Genomic DNA, 18,322 nt, shown 5'->3' on the forward strand with positions numbered 1-18,322 from the left:
GTCAGGCGGCGGGGATCTGCGCGTTGCGCAGGTCGGTGGCCGCATCGATCGCGTTCTCGGCCAGCGTGCGCAGCTCGATCAGTATCGTGTCGAGCCGGCTCGACGTCGCGAGTTCGCCGAACAGTTCATAATAGTCGCGCCCCTCGACGCTGCCGATCCCGAAGTTCGACAGCGGCACCAGCTTCTGCGTCTTCAGCAGGAACGCGTTGAACGCCGCCTGGTCCTCCTGCTCGTCACACGGCCAGAGCAGGGTCGACGCCGAGACCTGCGCCTCGCTGACATTGACGAACAGTTCGAGATCGCCATGCTCGTGCATCGTGACGAGCAGGATCGGATCCGCCCCCTGGACGATACGGACGCTCAACTCCCCCGTTTTCGCAGGCTCGGACGTATCGAGCGCGGCCTTCAGGCTGCGGACGGTCCAGATGTCGGTCAATGCAAGAACTCCCATGCGTGGCTCGTGCGTCAACATAGGACGTCTCGGAAAGCCTTGCTATGCCGTTCGCTCGCGAAAGCGGTACCCGCCCCAACGCGCTCGCCCCGTCACCCTTCCCCCACTCCGTCATCCTGACGAAAGTCAGGACCCAGGGTTACTATGCGATGCCCTTGATTACCCTGGGTCCTGACTTTCGTCAGGATGACGAGAAAAGACACGATGACGGGACACACCCCACCCCGCCGCCCTTTGCGACCGCCACCGCTTTGCCCTATGCAGGCCGTCAACACAGATGCGAGGATTGCATGTTCGATCGCCTGTTCGGCCGCAAGCAACCGCTTGAAGGCTCCGGACTTCCCGTCATCCGCAACGTCACGCTCGGCCGCACGGTGACTGTGGATCCGCTCGCCTGGCGCCGGTTCGGGTCGGAGCTGCTGTTCCCGTTCGACCGCGACACGCTGGTGATCGTCGCGCAGGGTCTCGTCGACCTCAACGAGGGCGGGTTCGTCCACCGCTTCTACACCGATGACGACATCATGTTCCAGGCGGTCTCGAACGACCGCGCCGGGCAGGACGTCACCGACGTCACGATCTTCGCGCCCTGGGACAGCGCCTACCCCTCCTCCGCCGCCGAACGCCCGGCGTGGAAGTCCCGGCTCAAGGCGCGCAGCTTCACCGCCGAGGGGCTTCCCGACTATGACCGCGTCTGGTTCGGCCCCGAGGCGAGCGAACAGGAGCCGGTGACCTTCTGGGAGGATCTCCACGACGACCGAGACGGCATCGTCGACCGTCGCATCTTCCAGACCTGCATGCTGTTCGGCCGCGACCTGCCGGGCGACGACGGCCGCGAACTGCTGCTCGCGATCGACCAGGAGAATGAGGCGGGCGAGGTCTCGTTCGAGATCATGCTCGGCGTCGCACTGGAACTCGGCGAGTTCCGCGCCTAGCATCGTCGCCACAGCGTTCCGGGGGATTCAGATGATCGACTATTACAGCTTCGGCGCCAGCGCGGCGGCCTTCCTGATCGCGTTCGTCGCGGCCGGGCTCTTCACCATCGCGTTCAAGATCATCTTCCAGGCGACCACGCCCTATAACGAGAAGGCGTTGATCCGCGACGGCAATACCGCCGCGGCGATCACGCTGGGCGCAGCCTTGCTCGGCTATGTCCTCCCGCTCGCCTCCGCGCTGACGCACACCGTCACGCTGGTCGAGTTCGCGGTGTGGGCGGTGCTCGCAGGCGTGATCCAGATCGTCGCCGCGCTCGTCGTCCGCCGCCTCGTGATGCGCGACATTCACGACCGCATCGTGCGGGGCGATATCGCCGCCGCCACCTATATGGGCAGCATCTCGCTCTGCGTCGGCATCCTCAATGCCGCGTGCATGACGAACTGAGAGGCAAAGACATGAAGCGTTCCAGCTCGATCGTCCTCACCGGCCTGATCGCGGGCTCGGGCATCTCGCTGACCGCCTGCGACGGCGATGTCGGCGGCAAGCCCGTCGACGCGCAGAGCTATGCCTCGGTCGCCGAATGCCGCTCGGCGGGGGCGATCCCCGCCGCGCAGTGCGACACCGCCTATGAACAGGCCAAGACCGACGCCGCCAAGACCGCACCACGGTTCGAGGACAAGCAGACCTGCGAGGAGCAGTTCGGCGCCGCGCAGTGCGAACCGCGCAACAATGGCAGCGGCGGCAGCTTCTTCACGCCGTTGCTGACCGGGTTCATCATCGGCCAGGCGCTCAACGGCGGCTATGGCTATCGCGGCGCGCCGATGTACCGCGACCGTCAGGGCAATTATTATGGCGGCGCCGGCGGCCGCATCAGCCGCGATTACGTCACCGGCCGCACCCGGGTCGGCTCGGACGCCTTCACCCCCACCACCGCGCGCGCTCCCGCGCGGGTCCAGACCCGCAGCTCGGTGATCTCGCGCGGCGGGTTCGGCGGCGGCTTTGGCGGCCGCGGCGGCTTCGGCGGCTGACCCCTGATCCTCCCCCGCCAGGGGGAGGACAGTATCTCAGGCGTCCCGCGGCACCCGCAGCATCGCCAGCGCCGCGACGCCCATCACGCCCGCAGCGATCAGCATCGCCCAGACCGGGTCGCCCGGAAACACCGTTCGCATCACCTGCCCCATCACCGACGACACGATCAGCTGCGGCAGCACGATGAAAATGTTGAACAGCCCCATGTAAACGCCCAGCTTGGCTTGCGGCAGCGCGTTGGACAGCATCGCATAGGGCATCGTCAGGATCGACGACCAGGCGATCCCGATCAGCACCATCGACCCGATTAGCGCATGCGGATCGCGCAGCACCAGGAACGACCCGAACCCCGCCGCCCCGCTCAGCAGCCCCAGGATATGCGCATTGCGTCGCCCGATCCGGCCCGCGAGCCACGGCATCACGAACGCCCAGACCGTCGCCACGCCGTTATACACCGCGAACAGCACCCCGACCCAGTTCGCGCCGTCATTATACGCCACGCTCGCCGTGTCGGTCGTCCCGAACGCGCGCTGCGTGACGATCGGCGTGGTGTAGATCCACATGATGAATAGCGCCGACCAGGTGAAGAACTGGACGAGCGCGAGCCGCTTCATCGTTTGCGGCATGGTCGCAAGATCGCCGACGATCTGGCTGAGAACATTGGACTCTCTGCCCGACCGTACCAGCGCAGCGCTGACCAGCAGCGCGATACCGAACGCGATCAGCCCGGCGCCGAGCAGATAGACCGGCTTGTCGAGCCCGAACCGCGCCACCGCCGCGATCACGATCGCCCCCAGCGCGATCCAGACCGGGGCCAGCCGCGCGCCCGATCCGGCCGGTGCCGCTGTCGCCGGCGCCGCCTCGACTGCGCCGTCATCCTGCTCGAACGCGGCCATCTCGTCGGGCGAATATTCCTTCGTCGTCAGCACCGTCCACAGCACCGCGCAGAACAAGGCCGCCGCACCCAGATAGAAGCCATAGCGCACCGATGGCGGGATCCCGCCGCCCGCCGCGGTATTGGCGACGTGGAAGACGTCGGTCAGGATCAGCGGCGCGAGGCTGCCGATCACCGCGCCCGCGCCGATGAAGCCGGTCTGGAACGCATAGCCCGCGGTCCGCTGCCGGCTGCCCAGCATGTCGCCGACGAACGCACGGAACGGCTCCATCGCGACGTTGAGCGATCCGTCGAGCATCCACAGCAACGCCGCCGCAACCCACAAAACGGGCGCGTTCGGCATCCCCAGCAACGCGATCGTCGCCAGCACCGCACCGCCCAGGAAATAGGGTCGCCGGCGCCCGAGCCGCCCCCAGGTCCGGTCGCTGTAATGCCCGATCACCGGCTGGACGAGCAGCCCGGTCAGCGGCGCGGCGATCCACAGAAAGGCGAGATCGTCGACGCTGGTGCCGAGCGACTGGAAGATCCGGCTGACATTCGCATTCTGCAGCGCGAAACCGATCTGGATCCCGAAGAACCCGAACGAGATGTTCCACAGACCCCAGAAACCCTGACGCGGCTTCTCGCGCGTCACGCCGCGGCCTCGCCCGACGAGCGCCGTACGACGAGTTGCGTCGGCAGTACGATGCTCGTCACCGGGCGATCGTCGATCCGCGCGAGCAGCATCTCGACCAGCCGCCGGCCGCCCAGCACCGTATCCTGCGCCACCGTCGTCAGCGGCGGGTTGGCGAGGCTGGCGGCGGGAATGTCGTCGAAGCCGACGATCGCGACGTCGTCGGGCACGATCCGTCCCGCCCCCGCCAGCACCCGCATCGCCGACAAAGCGATCAGGTCGCTCGCCGCGACGATCGCATCGAACGCGACCCCGCGCGCGAGCAACGCCTGAGCGGCGCGCGTGCCGTCCTCCTCGGTCGTGATCGCATCGACCTGCAAGTGCGGATCGGCATGCAGGCCATGGTCCGCGAGCGCCGCGAGATAGCCGCGGTGCCGGTCGTAAAACTCCGGATAATGGTCGGTCGCATCCCCCAGGAACGCGATCCGCGTCCGCCCCTGCGCAATCAGGTGCCGCGTCGCCTCCGCACCGCCCGCGACATTGTCGCACCCCACGGTCAGCCCGGGCTGGTCGTGCCGGACCGATCCCCAGCGGATGAAATGCGTCCCCTGCGCCACGAGATGATCCAGCCGCGCGCGATAATCCGCATAATCGCCATAGCCGAGCAGGATCAGCCCGTCGGCACGGTGGCTGTCCTCGTAGTCGGTATGCCAGTCGGACGAGAAATTCTGGAACGAGACGAGCAGGTCATAGCCGTGATCGGCACACGCCCCCATCATCGCGCCCAGCATGCCCAGGAAGAACGGATTGACCTCGGTCTCGTCGGGCGTCGGATCGCGGAACAGCAGCAGCGCGATCGTCCGCGTCTTGCCGCTGCGCAGGTTCGAGGCACTGCGGTCGACGGTATAGTTCAGCTGCTTGGCGATCGCCTCGATCCGCTGCCGCGTCGCCGGGCTGACCGTCGGGCTGCCACGGAGTGCGCGCGACACGGTCGGCTGCGATACGCCCGCGGCCTGCGCGATGTCGAACGACGTGGATTTGCGCTGGGCACTCAAGACAGGGATCCTCTCGGGGGCGCTCGGACGGCGTCGCCGTCGCAATCATCACTCCAGTTTGCCCGCAACGTCAACGCATTGGCCCCCGCGATCCGTGGCAAATCGGCAACACGGCCGGAACGGCCGCACTGAATACGTATGTCGATTGATTGGCTTTCGTGAGGCGGAATTCCATTGGAACGCCACACACGGCCCACGGCGCGAAAGATGCAGCGGGGCTTTCAGGGGAGTTGAACATGACGACGTCCAAGCGTTTCCCGGCATCTGCCGCGCATCACCTTTTCACCCTATCGGCCAGCGGCACCGCGCTTGCCGTGGCGCTCTTCGCCGCGTCGGTCGCCGACGCGCAGGTCGCGACCGATCCCGCCCCGGCCTCCGCCGACAACACCGTGTCGAGCGCACCCTCGACGCCCGCCCCGACCGTCGCGACGCAGGACGCCACCGCGCCGAGCAGCGGTCCCGCAGCCGAGTCGAGCGACGACATCGTCGTCACCGGCTTCCGCGCCAGCCTGCGCTCGTCGATCGCGGTCAAGCGCAACCTCGACGTCGTCGCCGAGATCGTCTCGGCCGAGGATATCGGTCGCTTGCCCGACGTCTCGATCGCCGAGTCGCTCGCCCGCCTGCCCGGCGTCACCTCGCAGCGTACCGGCGGCCAGGCCTCCGCGATCAACATCCGCGGGCTCAGCCAGGATCTCGTCTCCGCCACGCTCAACGGCCGCGAACAGGTCGCGACCTCGGGCAACCGCGTCATCGAATTCGACCAGTACCCGTCCGAGCTCATCAACCAGGCCGCGGTCTACAAGAGCCCCAAGGCCTCGCAGATCGAAGGCGGTGTCGCCGGCAAGGTCGAGCTCAGCACCGCGCGCCCGCTCAGCATCCCCGGCAAGACGCTCGTCAGCGTCAACGTCCGCGGCGTCTATAACGACCGCGCCGGCCAGAACCCCGACGCCAGCGAATTCGGCTATCGCGGCAGCGCCTCGATCCAGACCAAGCTGCTCGACGACACGCTCGGCCTCGCGGTCGGCTATGCCCGGCTGAAGCAGGCGAACGTCGCGACGCGCTTCGTCGGCTATGACTATACCGCGACCGGCCAGAACGGCAGCCCGGCGATCCGCGACCTCGACGGCAACGGCCGCGCCGATGCGATCGGCTATGGCTTCGAGGCGGTCCAGTCGGGCGGCAACGAGACCCGCGACGGCGTCCTCGGCAGCATCCAGTATGAGCCGACCGACACGTTCCGCGTCCTGCTCGACGGCTATTATTCGCGCTTCAAGTCGGACGTGTTCCGCCGCGGCATCCGGGTCGAGAACCTGCAGCAGACGAGCAGCAACCTCATCGACCCGACCGTCATCGGCAACACGATCGTCGGCGGCAACGCCTCGGGCATCCGCACCCGCACGATCCAGCAGAACGAGAACCGCCTCGACAAGCTCTACACCTTCGGCGGCAACGTCCAGAAGGACATCGGCCAGCTCACGCTGACCGCCGACGGCTCCTATTCGCGCGCGTCGAGCTTCTTCAACAATTCGGGTCTCGACGACAACGGCAACACGACCGCCACGCCGACGACGCTCAGCTACAAGCTCGACGGTCTCAACGTCGGCTCGTTCTCGACCAACGCCAACTACACCGATCCCGCCGCGAACGCGTTCGAGGGCTTCTACATCGTCCCGCAGAAGGACACCGACCGCCTCTATGCGTTCGCGGGCAGCGCGCTGCTCAAGATTGACGGTCCGTTCCTCAAGTCGTTCGAGGTCGGCGGCCGTTATGGCAACCGCAAGGCGGAGCGGACGATCACCAGCTTCAACGCGTTCAGCTTCGCTGCACCCGTCACGCTGACCAGCGCCAATTCGACGACCGCAGGCTTCAAGGGCAAGTTCTCGTCCTTCCCCGACTTCATCGTCGCCGATATCGGCAGCATCTTCGACTCGCAGCTCGGGCCCGACCGCGTCGTCGACCAGACCCAGGCGTTCACGCAGGACCAGAGCTTCACGATCGACGAGAAGACCTATGCCGGCTACGGCCAGCTCAACTTCGACACGATCGCCGGTTCACTGCCGTTCAAGGGCAATATCGGCCTGCGCGTCGTCCATACCGACCAGAGCTCGTCCTCGACCATCTCGGACGGCGCCACCGGTCGCTACCTCAACACCCGCGGCCGCAAGTTCACCGACTGGTTGCCCCAGGCGAACTTCATCCTCGGCCTGACCGAGAACGATCAGGCCCGCCTGTCGCTCTCGCGCCAGATCTCCCGTCCGCGCTTCTTCGACTTCCGCAACTCGATCAGCACCAACCTGGTCAGCATCGGCGGCACCGCGGCGCGGCTCGACGGGTCGGGCGGCAACCCCGCGCTCCAGCCGTTCCGCGCCAACCAGTTCGACGCCACCTATGAGCATTATTTCGGCAACAGCGGCTCGCTCGTGCTCGGCGCCTTCTACAAGGACGTCCGCAGCTTCGTGATCGGCGGCGTCATCCCGAACTACGACTTCGCCGCCAACGGCATCAGCACCCCGCCGCTTGCCGGGACCGGCTTCACCAGCGTCGTCACGACCGGCAATCTGTTCGCACCGATCAACGGCAATGGCGGCTATGTCTATGGTTTCGAAGGCGCCATCACCAAGACGTTCGACTTCCTGCCGGCGCCGTTCGACGGCCTCGGCGCGGTGCTCAACATCTCGTACAACCAGTCCGACGTCAGCATCACCAACGCGATCAGCGGCAACACGCTCTCGCTGTCGCTGCCCGGCCTGTCGAAGATCGTCTCCAACCCGACGCTCTTCTACGAGAAGAACGGCTTCCAGACGCGCGTCTCGATGCGCTACCGCTCGAAGTTCGTCGCACCGCAGTTCGGCCTCAGCGAGCAGATCGTGACCAACGCCGCAGAGACCGTGTTCGACGCGCAGATGAGCTATGAATTCCCGCAGGGCAGCCCGCTCGCCGGGATGACGCTGCTCGCGCAGGCAAACAACCTGACCGACCAGCCGACCCGCTCCTATTTCGGCCAGACCGCACAGACGGGCACGCTGCAATATTTCGGGCGTCAGTTCTATCTGGGCGCGAGCTTCCGCTTCTAACTACCTGTAATACCGCCGTCCGCCCGGGGTCCTCCCGGCGGACGGCGACCTGGCGCCGGTGGCGCCGTCACCGAATTCCGGTGCGAAAAGGACATCCGATGATCAAGAGCGTCGCCACCATCCTGGCAGGGTTGCTCGCGCTCTCGCCCGCCATCGCAGACCCGGGCCCGGCACCAAAGCCCGCACCCGCCACCGACTATCGCGCGCGGCTGCCACAGGACGAGGTCATCTATTTCGTCCTCCCCGACCGGTTCGAGAATGCCGATCCCGCCAACGACCGCGGCGGCCTGACCGGCGATCGCCGCGTCACCGGCTTTGATCCGACCGCCAAGGGCTTCTATCACGGCGGCGACCTCAAGGGCCTGACCAAGCGCCTCGGCTATCTCCAGTCGCTCGGCGCGACCGCGATCTGGCTCGGCCCGATCTTCAAGAACAAGCCCGTCCAGGGCGCGCCCGGCAAGGAATCCGCTGGCTATCACGGCTACTGGATCACCGACTTCACGCAGGTCGATCCGCATCTCGGCACCAATGCCGACATGACCGCGCTCGTCACCGCGGCGCATGCGCGCGGGATGAAGGTCTATATGGACATCATCATCAACCACACCGCCGACGTGATCCAGTACCGCGAATGCACCGAGGGCACCCCCTGCGCCTATCGCGACCGCGCCAACTATCCCTATCAGCGCAAGCTTGGCCTGCGCGGCAAGCCGATCAATCCCAGTTTCGCGGGCGACGCCGTCCGCACGCCTGAAAACTTCGCGCGGTTGACCGACCCCGGCTTCGCCTACACGCCCTATGTCCCCGCCAAGGAACGGACCGTGAAGGTCCCCGCCTGGCTCAACGACCCGATCTACTACCACAATCGCGGCGACTCGACCTTCACCGACGAGAGTTCGACGATGGGCGATTTCTCCGGCCTCGACGATCTCGCGACCGAGAACCCCCGCGTCGTGTCGGGCATGATCGACATCTTTGGCGGCTGGATCGACCGGTTCAAGGTCGACGGCTTCCGCATCGACACCGCGCGCCACGTGAACCCCGAATTCTGGCAGGCCTTCACGCCCGCGATGCTCGACCGCGCCAGGGCGAACGGCATCCCCAATTTCCACATCTTCGGCGAGGTCGCCTATGGAACGATGGATCCGGGCTATCTTGCGCGCTTCACCCGCGTCGACAAGCTGCCCGCGGTGCTCGACTTCGGCTTCCGCTGGGGCGTGACCGACGTCGTCGCGGGCAACAAGGGCACCAACGAACTCGCCGCCTTGTTCGACGGCGACGCGCTCTACGAGCACGGCGCCGACACCGCGATGATCCTGCCGACCTTCCTCGGCAATCACGACCAGGGCCGCTTCGCGCGCGACGTCCGCCGCCTCAACCCGAATGCGAGCGAGGCCGAGGTGCTGGCCCGCGTCAAGCTCGGCCATGCGATGCTGCTGACGCTGCGCGGCGTGCCGACCATCTATTCGGGCGACGAGCAGGGCTTTGCCGGCGACGGCGACGACCAGGACGCGCGCGAGGACATGTTCGCCTCGAAGGTCGCGGTCTATAACGACAACCGCCTCGTCGGCACCGACGCCACCACCGCGACCGCCAGCTTCGGCACGACCCACCCGCTGTTCCGCCAGATCGCCGAGCTCGCCCGCCTCCGCGTCGCGCACCCGGCGCTCACCCGCGGCCGTACGCTCGTCCGCGCGCGCGGCGATACGCCCGGCCTGTTCGCGGTCTCGCGCTTCGATCCCGTGACCGGCGCCGAGATGCTTCTTGCGTACAACACCAGCGCAAAGCCGCTGACCAGCGCGATCCAGGTCGAGACTCGCTCGACCCGCTTCGATACGCTCGCCGGCGCTTGCGCCGCGCGCGCGACCGCCCCCGGCAGCGTCACGCTGACCATCCCCGCCTTTGGCTATGCGGTCTGCGCCGCGGAGACCCGCTGATGCCCGACGATACGAGCCTGCCCGTGCACCGACCCTGGTGGAAGGGCGCGGTCATCTACCAGATCTATCCGCGCAGCTTTGCGGACTCGAACGGTGACGGCATCGGCGACCTGCCCGGCATCACCCGCCATCTCGACTATGTCGCGAGCCTCGGCGTCGATGCGGTCTGGCTTTCGCCCTTCTTTACATCGCCGATGAAGGACTTCGGCTATGACGTTGCGAACTACCGCGATGTCGACCCGATCTTCGGCACGCTCGCCGATTTCGACACGCTGATCGCGCGCGCCCACGCGCTCGGCCTGAAGATCATCATCGACCAGGTCTACAGCCATACCTCGGACGAGCATCCCTGGTTCGTCGAGAGCCGCTCGTCGCGCACCAACCCCAAGGCCAACTGGTATGTCTGGGCCGACGCCAAGCCCGATGGCAGCCCGCCGTCCAACTGGCAGTCGGTCTTTGGCGGCCCCGCCTGGACCTGGGACGCGCGCCGGCGCCAATATTATCTGCACAATTTCCTGAAGGAACAGCCACAGCTCCACCTCCACGACGCGGACGTGCAGGACGAGATCGTCGACACCGCAAAATTCTGGCTCGACCGCGGCGTCGACGGCTTCCGGCTCGATGCGATCAACTTCGCGATGCACGAGCCCGCGCTGACCGACAATCCGCCGGTCACCGACAACAGTCTGAAGACGCGCCCCTTCGACTTTCAGGCGCATGTCCACAACCAGAGCCATCCCGACATCCCCGCCTTCCTCGAACGGCTGCGGCGGCTGATCGACGGCTATGGCGACCGCTTCACCGTGGCCGAGGTCGGCGGCGCGGACAGCGACCGCGAGATGAAGCTGTTCACCCGCGGCCAGACCCGGCTCAACAGCGCCTATGGCTTCGACTTCCTCTACGCGTCGGACCTCCGCCCCAGCACCGTCGCCGACGCGATCACGCTCTGGCCGTCGGATGCGGAGATGGGCTGGCCGAGCTGGGCGTTCGAGAATCACGACGCCCCCCGCGCCGTCTCGCGCTGGATCGGCCCCGATGACCGCGACGCCTTCGCGCGGATGAAGATCGCGCTGCTCGTCTGCCTGCGCGGCAACATCTTCCTCTATTATGGCGAGGAACTGGGCCTGACCCAGGTCGAGGTGCCGTTCGACCAGCTCCAGGATCCGGAGGCGATCGCCAACTGGCCGCTGACGCTGTCGCGCGACGGCGCACGCACGCCGATGCCGTGGCGGGCCGATGCGCCGCATGCGGGCTTCACCGATGCGTCGCCGTGGCTCCCGGTCGGTAACGACCATCCCGAGCTCGCTGTCGACCGGCAGGAGGGCGATCCCAATTCGCTCCTCGCGCTGACCCGCCGCCTGCTCGCGCTGCGCCGCGCGATCCCCGCACTCGCGATCGGCGATCTGGTCCTGACCGAGGTCACCGACACGCTGCTCGCCTTCGAACGCCGTGACGGCGACCAGATCCTGCTCTGCGTCTTCAACATGGCCGCGACACCCGTCGCGTGGAGCCCCGCTACCCCCGAACACTGGCGCGTCCGCGACAGCATCAACGACGCAACGATAGGACGACTGGGCGGCTATGCCGCGCTGATCGTCGAAAGGACCGGATCTTGAAGACCCTCTCGATGACCCTCGCGACTTTGCTCGCGACCACCGCACCCGCAATCGCGCAGGATCAGGCCGCCCCCGCGGTGACCACGCCCGCCGTCACCACGAACGAGACGATCAAGCCGCAGCCCGTCCCGACGATCCCCTCGGCGATCGCGACCTCGCCCGATGGCAGCATAGCGGTCACCGTCGCGACCGACGGCGAAGGCCATGCGACCTATAGCGTCACGCGCAAGGGCACGCTGATCGTCAAGCCGTCGCGGCTCGGCTTCCTCTTCACCGACGCCCCCAAGTTCGACCGGCATCTGAAGATCGAGACCGTCACCCGCGACAAGGCGGATTCGACCTGGACCCAGCCCTGGGGCGAGTGGAAGACGATCCGCGACAACCACACAGAGATGCGCGTCCGCCTGCGCGAGACCGACCGGCTGCAGCGCGCGATCGACGTCGTGTTCCGGCTTCAGGACGACGGCATCGGCTTCCGCTACGTCTTCCCCGACCAGCCTAACTTCAAGACGATCAACATCGCCGAGGAGCTGACGCAGTTCGCCTTTGCCGAGGACGCGACCGCCTGGTGGAAGCCCGGCTTCGAATGGAACCGCGAGGAATATCTCTACAACCGCACGCCGCTCGCCGATGTCGGCACCGCCGCGACGCCGATCACGCTGAAGCTCGCAGGCGGTACGCATGTCGCGCTGCACGAGGCCGCGCTCATCGACTATGCCGGCATGAACGTCGCCAAGGTCGAGGGCAACACGCTGAAGGCGGTGCTGACCCCCGGTGCCGGCGCGCCCAAGGTCACGCGGACCGGCCCGTTCGCGACGCCGTGGCGCACGCTGATCCTCTCGGACGACGCGCCCGGCCTGTACATGAGCCATATCGAGCTCAATCTGAACGAGCCGAACAAGCTCGGCGACGTCAGCTGGGTGAAGCCCGGCAAGTTCGTCGGCGTCTGGTGGAACATGATCACCGGCAAGTGGAGCTGGGCGACCGGCCCCAATCACGGCGCCACCACCGCGCATGTGAAGACCTATATCGACTTCGCCAGCGCCAACAAAATCCCCGGCGTCCTCGTCGAGGGCTGGAATGTCGGCTGGGACGGCGACTGGTTCGGCGACGGCACCGCGATGCAGTTCGACACGCCGACCCCCGATTTCGATGCCGGCTATCTCGCGAAATACGCCAAGTCGAAGGGCGTCTACCTGATCGGCCATAACGAGACCGGCGGTTCGGCCAGCCATTATGACGGCCAGCTCGACCGCGCCTTCGCCTTTGCACGCGATCACGGCATCCCCGCGATCAAGACCGGCTATGTCACCGACGCGGGCCAGATCGAACGCGTCGATCCCGACGGATCGCAGCACCGCGAATGGCATGAGGGTCAGTGGATGGTGAACCACTATACCCGCGTCGTCACCACCGCCGCGAAGTACAAGGTGTCGATCGACAGCCACGAGCCCGTCAAGGACACCGGCCTGCGCCGCACCTATCCTAACTGGATCGCGCGCGAGGGCTCGCGCGGGATGGAATATAACAGCTGGGCCGGCAAGAACCCGCCCGAGCATGAGGCGAACCTCGCCTTCACGCGGATGCTCGAGGGGCCGATGGACTTCACCCCCGGCGTGCTCAGCCTCAAGGGCACCGACGACAGCGATCTCCTGTCGACCATCGCCAAGCAGCTCGCGCTCTATGTCGTGCTCTATTCGCCCGTCGTGATGGCGGCGGACACGCCCGAGAATTACGCGAAATACCCCGCCGCGTTCCAGTTCATCAAGGACGTGCCGACCGACTGGTCCGACACCCGCGTGCTCAACGGCGAGGTCGGCGACTTCGTCACCTTCGCGCGCAAGGACCGCAAGTCGAACGACTGGTATGTCGGCAGCGTCACCGACGAGAATGCCCGGACGCTCACTGTCGCGCTCGACTTCCTCGACGCCGGCCGGACCTACACCGCGCAGATCTACCGCGACGGCCCCGGCGCCGACTACAAGACGACCGCACGCCACGCGATCACGATCGAGACGAAGCGCGTCCGCAAGGGCGACACGCTGACGCTCGCGCTCGCGCCCGGTGGCGGTCAGGCGATCCGCTTCAAGGCGCGCTGAGCCGGCGGGACCGGCGCTGCCGTATCGCAGCGCCGGTCCGCTCACCCGTCAGCGCCGCGGTGGCGAGAGCGGCCCGCCAATCTCGATCGCCTTCTGATAGCCCGGCACCGCCTTCAGCCGCTCGAAATACGCGCTCACCTCCGGCTGGTCCCTGAGCAGCCCCGCGCTCTCCGCGGTCGCGAGCAAATACGACATCTGGATATCCGCCAGCGTCAGCTTCGCCCCCATCAGATACGGTCCCTCGCCAACCGCGTCGGCGATATACGCAAACGTCTTGGCGACCTCGGGCTCGGAGAATTTGCCGAGGCCTTCGGGCAGTCCGCCCATCATCTTGCCGATCACCGTCATCATGATCGGGAACGCCGCCGAACTCTCGACATAGTGCAGCCATTCGTCATGGATCGCCGCCTCGGGCGTGCCCTCGGGCGGGCTGAGCCGCGCGCCGCCATACTTGCGATCGAGATAGGACAGGATCGACGCGCTCTCGGCAAGCGTCAGGTTATCGTCCTGCACGATCGGCGCCTTGCCCAGCGGATGCACCGCCTTCAGCGACGCGGGCGCACGGAAGCTCGCGTCGCGCTCGTACCGGACCAGCTCATAAGGCAGCTGCAGCTCCTCCAGCAGCCACAAGATGCGGAAAGACCGGGAAAAATTCAGGTGATGGACGGTCAGCATGGCGGGTCCTCGGATCGTGGTGATTATCGGATCGGCATGCGGAACGGGTCAGGCGGTTGGAAGGTTTCGCTGCCATAACCGGAATGCTCCGGAGACGGAGTCGATCATGCCGAACACCAGCCCCGAGTTAACCTGCGATGTCGCGATCATCGGCGCAGGCACCGCCGGTCTCGCGGCCGAACGCAACGCACGGCGCAACGGCGCGCGCACGCTGCTGATCGACGAGACCTTTTCGGGCACCACCTGCGCCAGCGTCGGCTGCATGCCCTCCAAGCTGCTGATCGCCGCCGCCCACGCCGCGCATGCGGTCCGCCAGGCATCGGTCTTCGGCATCGTCGCCGAGCCGCGGATCGACGGTCCCGCGGTGATGGCGCGCGTCCAGCGCGAGCGCGACGCGTTCGTCGCGGGCGTCTGCGACTCGCTCGACGCGCTCCCCGACGGCGTGAAGGTCCAGGCCCGTGCGCGCTTCGTCGACGCGACCACGCTCAGCCTCGACGACGGCCGCACCGTCACGGCAAAGGCCGTCGTGATCGCGACCGGTTCCTACCCGAACATCCCCGACAATTTCGACGCGGTCCGCGACCGCGTCCTGACCAACGAGACGATCTTCGAGCTGCCGACCCTGCCCGGCTCGGTCGGCGTGATCGGCGCCGGCCCGATCGGCCTCGAACTCGCCCAGGCACTCGTCCGGCTCGGCGTCGAGACGATGGTGTTCGACCAGTCGCCCGGCCTCGCCGCGCTGAAGGACGAGAAGGTTTCGGCGGTGCTGCACGGTATCCTCGACAAGGAGCTGCCGATCCATCTCGAAATGGAACTGAAGGCGGAATCCGACGGCGATGGCGTCCGCCTGTCCTGGTCGGGCGAGCAGTCGGGATCCCACCGCTTCGACTATCTGCTCGTCGCGACCGGCCGCCCGCCGCGGCTCAAGGGCCTCGGGCTAGAGACCACCGGGATCACGCTCGACGATCACGGCACGCCGGTCTTCGACAGGACGACGATGCAGTGCGGCGACGCGCCGATCTTCATCGCCGGCGACGCGGATCACGACCGCACCGTGCTCGGCGAAGCGTCTGCCGAGGGGATGATCGCCGGCCGCAACGCCGCGCAGTTCCCCGACGTCACCCCCGGCCCGCGGATGGTCCCCCTCGCGATCATGTTCACCGACCCGACCGTCGCGGTCATCGGCGACATCACCCCCGACGACCAGGACGGCATCGTCATCGGCGAAGCCTCCTACGAGGATCAGGGTCGCGCGAAGGTCATGGCGCGCAACGCCGGGCTGATCCGCTTCTATGCGGAGGCGGGCACCGGCCGGCTGACCGGCGCGACGATGGCCGCCCCCGGGGTCGAGCACAGCGCGCACCTGATCGCCTGGGCGATCCAGCAGGGCCGCACCGCGACCGACCTGCTCGACATGCCCTTCTATCACCCGACGCTCGAGGAGGGGCTGAAGCCTGCACTCCGGGCGATCTGCAAGGCGGTCAGCGCGCCCGTCCCCGCCGACCGCGACGACGGCTTCACCGCCGGCGCCTGAGCCTCAGTCGTCGAGGTCGAGATAGGCGACAACGTCGTTCTCGGTCGCGATGTACAGCCCCGCCTGGACCTCCTCGGGCTGCTGCGCGGCAATCGCCAGCGCCTCGCCGAGCGGGCCATAGAACAAGGTCGTCGCCGCCCCGCCCTCGAGCGCATCGTCGAGATGATAGAGACGAACGCCGACGGCGGAGGAGATGGTACGCATCGCCCGTCCCTGCCGCGCCGCGCGAGCCGGCGCAACCGCGCACGCGTTACACGCCGGTCAGGACGCAATCCGCTCGAGCGCCTGCGCCTCGATCTTCTCCAGCTCCTCCAGCGTCTGCGCGATCGCCGCCTGCTGCTGCTGGAGGTCGTCGATCCGCTGGCGACAGCGTTCGGCGAGCGCGCGCATCTGTTCGATATGCTGCGGATCCGCGTCGTACAGGACGAGGAACTCCTCGATGTCGCGCAACGAGAATCCCAGCCGCTTGCCGCGCAGGATCAGCTGCATCCGCGCGACGTCGCGCCGCGTATAGACCCGCGTCGTGCCGATCCGGCACGGCTCGATCAGCCCCTTGTCCTCATAGAAACGCAGCGTCCGCGCGCTGACCCCCAGCGCCTGCGACACGTCCTGAATCCCGGTAAGATCATCCTGCCGCTCGTTCACGGTGTCGCTCCCCTCTCCCCCGACGCCGCCCCGGCCGGCATCGCGCGTGCCAGCCTGGCCTCTTCCTCCGTGACAAGTTCCTTTTTGGATAGCTTGCCGATCAACGTCTTGGGCAGAGTGTCGCGGATTTCGACCTCGCGGGGAAGCTCGATCTTGCTGATCTTGTCACGCAGAAAATCACGCAATTCCACAGGGGTTGTGACCGCACCTTCGACCAGCGTGACGAACGCCTTGGGCGCCTGTCCGCGATAGGCGTCGGCGACCCCGATCACCACCACCTCGGCGACCGCGGGGTGCTCGTACAGCGCCTCCTCGATCACCCGCGGATAGACATTGTAGCCGCCGCACAGGATCAGGTCCTTGATCCGGTCGACGATGAACAGATAGCCGTCCGCGTCGAGATGCCCGACATCCCCGGTGCGCAGCGCGCCGTCCGCGAACAGCGCCGCGCTCGCTTCCGGCTTGTGCCAATATCCTTGCGTAACCTGCGGGCCGCGCGCACAGATCTCGCCATTCTCACCGACGGGCAGCAGCCGGGTCGGGTCCTCGCGGTCGCGGATCTCGATGATCGTGCCGGGAAAGGGCAGCCCCGCCGATCCCGGCTTGTTCAGCCCCTCGATCGGATTGCAGGTGATGATCGGCGACGCCTCCGACAGGCCGTACCCCTCGACCAGCTTCGACCCCGTCGCCGCCTCGAACGCGGTGCGCACCTCGGCGGGCAGCGGCGCGCCGCCCGAGATGCACGCATGGATCGACGACAGGTCGATCGGCTGCGTCTCCGCCGCCTTGGTGATCGCCGCATAGATGGTCGGCACCGCGGGGAAATAGGTCGGCTTGGTCCGCACGATCGTCTTGAGCAGCTGCTGCAGCTCGAACCGCGGCAACAGGATCATCTGCGCGCCCGCGCGGATCGAATAGGTCAGCACCGTCGTCAGCGCGAAGACATGGAACAGCGGCAGCGCCCCCATCACCCGGTCCTGCTCGGGCGTCTCGCCGCCGACGAACGTCATCATCGCATCCGCGTTCGACACCAGATTGGCGTGGCTCAGCATCGCCGCCTTGGGCTCGCCTGTCGTCCCCCCGGTATATTGCAGCACCGCGACCTCGTCCGGCGTCACCGCGACCGGCGTGGGCGCGCCCTTCGCATGCACTAGCGAGTCGAAGCTGCGATGCCGCGCGTCGTTCGGCGCGCGGGCGATCTCGGCGCGCTTGAAGATCCGGTAGGCGATCGACTTCAGCGTCGGCAGCGCACCCGCGATCGGGCAGGTGATGACATGCCGCAGCCCCGTCTCGCCCGCGACCTTCAGCACGCGCGCATGGATCTCGGTGATGTCGCAGGTCGCGATGATCTCCGCGCCCGAATCCTTCAGCAGGTGGCACAGCTCGCGCTCGACATAGAGCGGGTTGACGTTGACGACGATCCCGCCCGCCTTCAGCACCGCGAAGAACAGCACCGGATAATAAGGCGTGTTCGGCAGGCACAGCGCGACCCGCGTCCCCTTCACCACGCCCAGATCCTGCAGGCCCCGCGCCGCATGCGTGACCGCGTCGCCGAGCTCGGCATAGGTCATCGTCGACCCGAGGAAATCCAGCACCGTCCGCGACCCGAATCGGCGGACCGCCGTGTCGAGCATGTCGCCCAGCAAACGCGCTTCGCCTTCTAGCGGTACGCCGATCGCACGGCCGTCGGTGTCCAGCATCTCTCTCTCCTTTTCGGCGTGCGCTCTCGACTGATATTGTAGGCCGCATCACCTTGACGTATAGGA

At 67.0% G+C, this 18,322-nt stretch carries 15 protein-coding genes; 8 read left to right on the top strand and 7 right to left on the bottom strand.

The genetic code is table 11. The features are described 5' to 3' along the window. Position 1: 1 nt before the first annotated feature. Positions 2-436, bottom strand: a complete 435-nt coding sequence (locus tag FHY04_RS04640) for a YjfI family protein (protein WP_221211644.1) — start codon at positions 434-436, stop codon at positions 2-4. 305 nt (positions 437-741) lie between these two features. Between FHY04_RS04640 and FHY04_RS04645 the strand changes: the two genes are divergently transcribed. The 3 genes from FHY04_RS04645 to FHY04_RS04655 are packed head-to-tail and all read left to right on the top strand — an operon-like array spanning position 742 to position 2,412. Further along, positions 742-1,383 (top strand): DUF2491 family protein, encoded by a 642-nt coding sequence (locus FHY04_RS04645; RefSeq protein WP_183935584.1) that lies wholly within the window; start codon positions 742-744, stop codon positions 1,381-1,383. A gap of 31 nt (positions 1,384-1,414) precedes the next feature. After that, positions 1,415-1,828 (top strand): DUF350 domain-containing protein, encoded by a 414-nt coding sequence (locus tag FHY04_RS04650; protein WP_031440686.1) that lies wholly within the window; start codon positions 1,415-1,417, stop codon positions 1,826-1,828. Positions 1,829-1,839: 11 nt separating this feature from the next. Continuing rightward, the gene (locus FHY04_RS04655) at positions 1,840-2,412 is read left to right on the top strand and encodes a DUF1190 domain-containing protein (protein ID WP_037529576.1); all 573 of its coding nucleotides are present in this window, start codon (positions 1,840-1,842) and stop codon (positions 2,410-2,412) included. Positions 2,413-2,448: 36 nt separating this feature from the next. On the opposite strand, the gene FHY04_RS04660 is transcribed toward FHY04_RS04655, so the two are convergent. After that, complete coding sequence (locus FHY04_RS04660; RefSeq protein WP_183935585.1) at positions 2,449-3,942, bottom strand: MFS transporter; 1,494 nt, start codon at positions 3,940-3,942, stop codon at positions 2,449-2,451. Next, on the bottom strand, positions 3,939-4,976 hold the full coding sequence (locus tag FHY04_RS04665) for a LacI family DNA-binding transcriptional regulator (protein ID WP_183935586.1): 1,038 nt from the start codon (positions 4,974-4,976) through the stop codon (positions 3,939-3,941). The genes FHY04_RS04660 and FHY04_RS04665 overlap by 4 nt, the downstream gene beginning before the upstream one ends. A gap of 236 nt (positions 4,977-5,212) precedes the next feature. Between FHY04_RS04665 and FHY04_RS04670 the strand changes: the two genes are divergently transcribed. The 4 genes from FHY04_RS04670 (at position 5,213) to FHY04_RS04685 (ending at position 13,702) form a co-directional block, all read left to right on the top strand. Then, the gene (locus FHY04_RS04670) at positions 5,213-8,050 is read left to right on the top strand and encodes a TonB-dependent receptor (protein WP_183935587.1); all 2,838 of its coding nucleotides are present in this window, start codon (positions 5,213-5,215) and stop codon (positions 8,048-8,050) included. Positions 8,051-8,148: 98 nt separating this feature from the next. After that, on the top strand, positions 8,149-9,987 hold the full coding sequence (locus FHY04_RS04675; protein ID WP_183935588.1) for an alpha-amylase family glycosyl hydrolase: 1,839 nt from the start codon (positions 8,149-8,151) through the stop codon (positions 9,985-9,987). Further along, a complete protein-coding gene (locus FHY04_RS04680; RefSeq protein WP_183935589.1) occupies positions 9,987-11,603 on the top strand; it encodes an alpha-glucosidase in 1,617 nt (538 codons plus the stop codon). Before FHY04_RS04675 ends, FHY04_RS04680 begins: the two co-directional genes overlap by 1 nt. 11 nt (positions 11,604-11,614) lie before the next feature. Further along, a complete protein-coding gene (locus FHY04_RS04685) occupies positions 11,615-13,702 on the top strand; it encodes a glycoside hydrolase family 97 protein (protein ID WP_183935838.1) in 2,088 nt (695 codons plus the stop codon). Between the two features lie 48 nt (positions 13,703-13,750). On the opposite strand, the gene FHY04_RS04690 is transcribed toward FHY04_RS04685, so the two are convergent. After that, positions 13,751-14,377: a glutathione S-transferase family protein gene (locus FHY04_RS04690; RefSeq protein WP_183935590.1), complete on the bottom strand. Its 627-nt coding sequence runs from the start codon at positions 14,375-14,377 to the stop codon at positions 13,751-13,753. Positions 14,378-14,483: 106 nt separating this feature from the next. Between FHY04_RS04690 and FHY04_RS04695 the strand changes: the two genes are divergently transcribed. After that, positions 14,484-15,911: a dihydrolipoyl dehydrogenase gene (locus tag FHY04_RS04695; RefSeq protein ID WP_183935591.1), complete on the top strand. Its 1,428-nt coding sequence runs from the start codon at positions 14,484-14,486 to the stop codon at positions 15,909-15,911. Positions 15,912-15,914: 3 nt separating this feature from the next. On the opposite strand, the gene FHY04_RS04700 is transcribed toward FHY04_RS04695, so the two are convergent. Genes FHY04_RS04700 through FHY04_RS04710 form a run of 3 tightly spaced genes read right to left on the bottom strand, consistent with a single transcriptional unit; the run spans position 15,915 to position 18,256 of the window. Next, positions 15,915-16,115: a hypothetical protein gene (locus FHY04_RS04700; protein ID WP_183935592.1), complete on the bottom strand. Its 201-nt coding sequence runs from the start codon at positions 16,113-16,115 to the stop codon at positions 15,915-15,917. A gap of 57 nt (positions 16,116-16,172) precedes the next feature. Next, a complete protein-coding gene (locus FHY04_RS04705) occupies positions 16,173-16,556 on the bottom strand; it encodes a MerR family DNA-binding transcriptional regulator (protein WP_183935593.1) in 384 nt (127 codons plus the stop codon). Beyond that, positions 16,553-18,256 (bottom strand): long-chain fatty acid--CoA ligase, encoded by a 1,704-nt coding sequence (locus FHY04_RS04710; protein WP_260171324.1) that lies wholly within the window; start codon positions 18,254-18,256, stop codon positions 16,553-16,555. The genes FHY04_RS04705 and FHY04_RS04710 overlap by 4 nt, the downstream gene beginning before the upstream one ends. Positions 18,257-18,322: the final 66 nt, after the last annotated feature.

The organism is Sphingomonas sp. BK481 (assembly GCF_014194875.1).
In the GTDB taxonomy this organism is placed as follows: Bacteria; Pseudomonadota; Alphaproteobacteria; order Sphingomonadales; family Sphingomonadaceae; genus Sphingomonas; species Sphingomonas aerolata.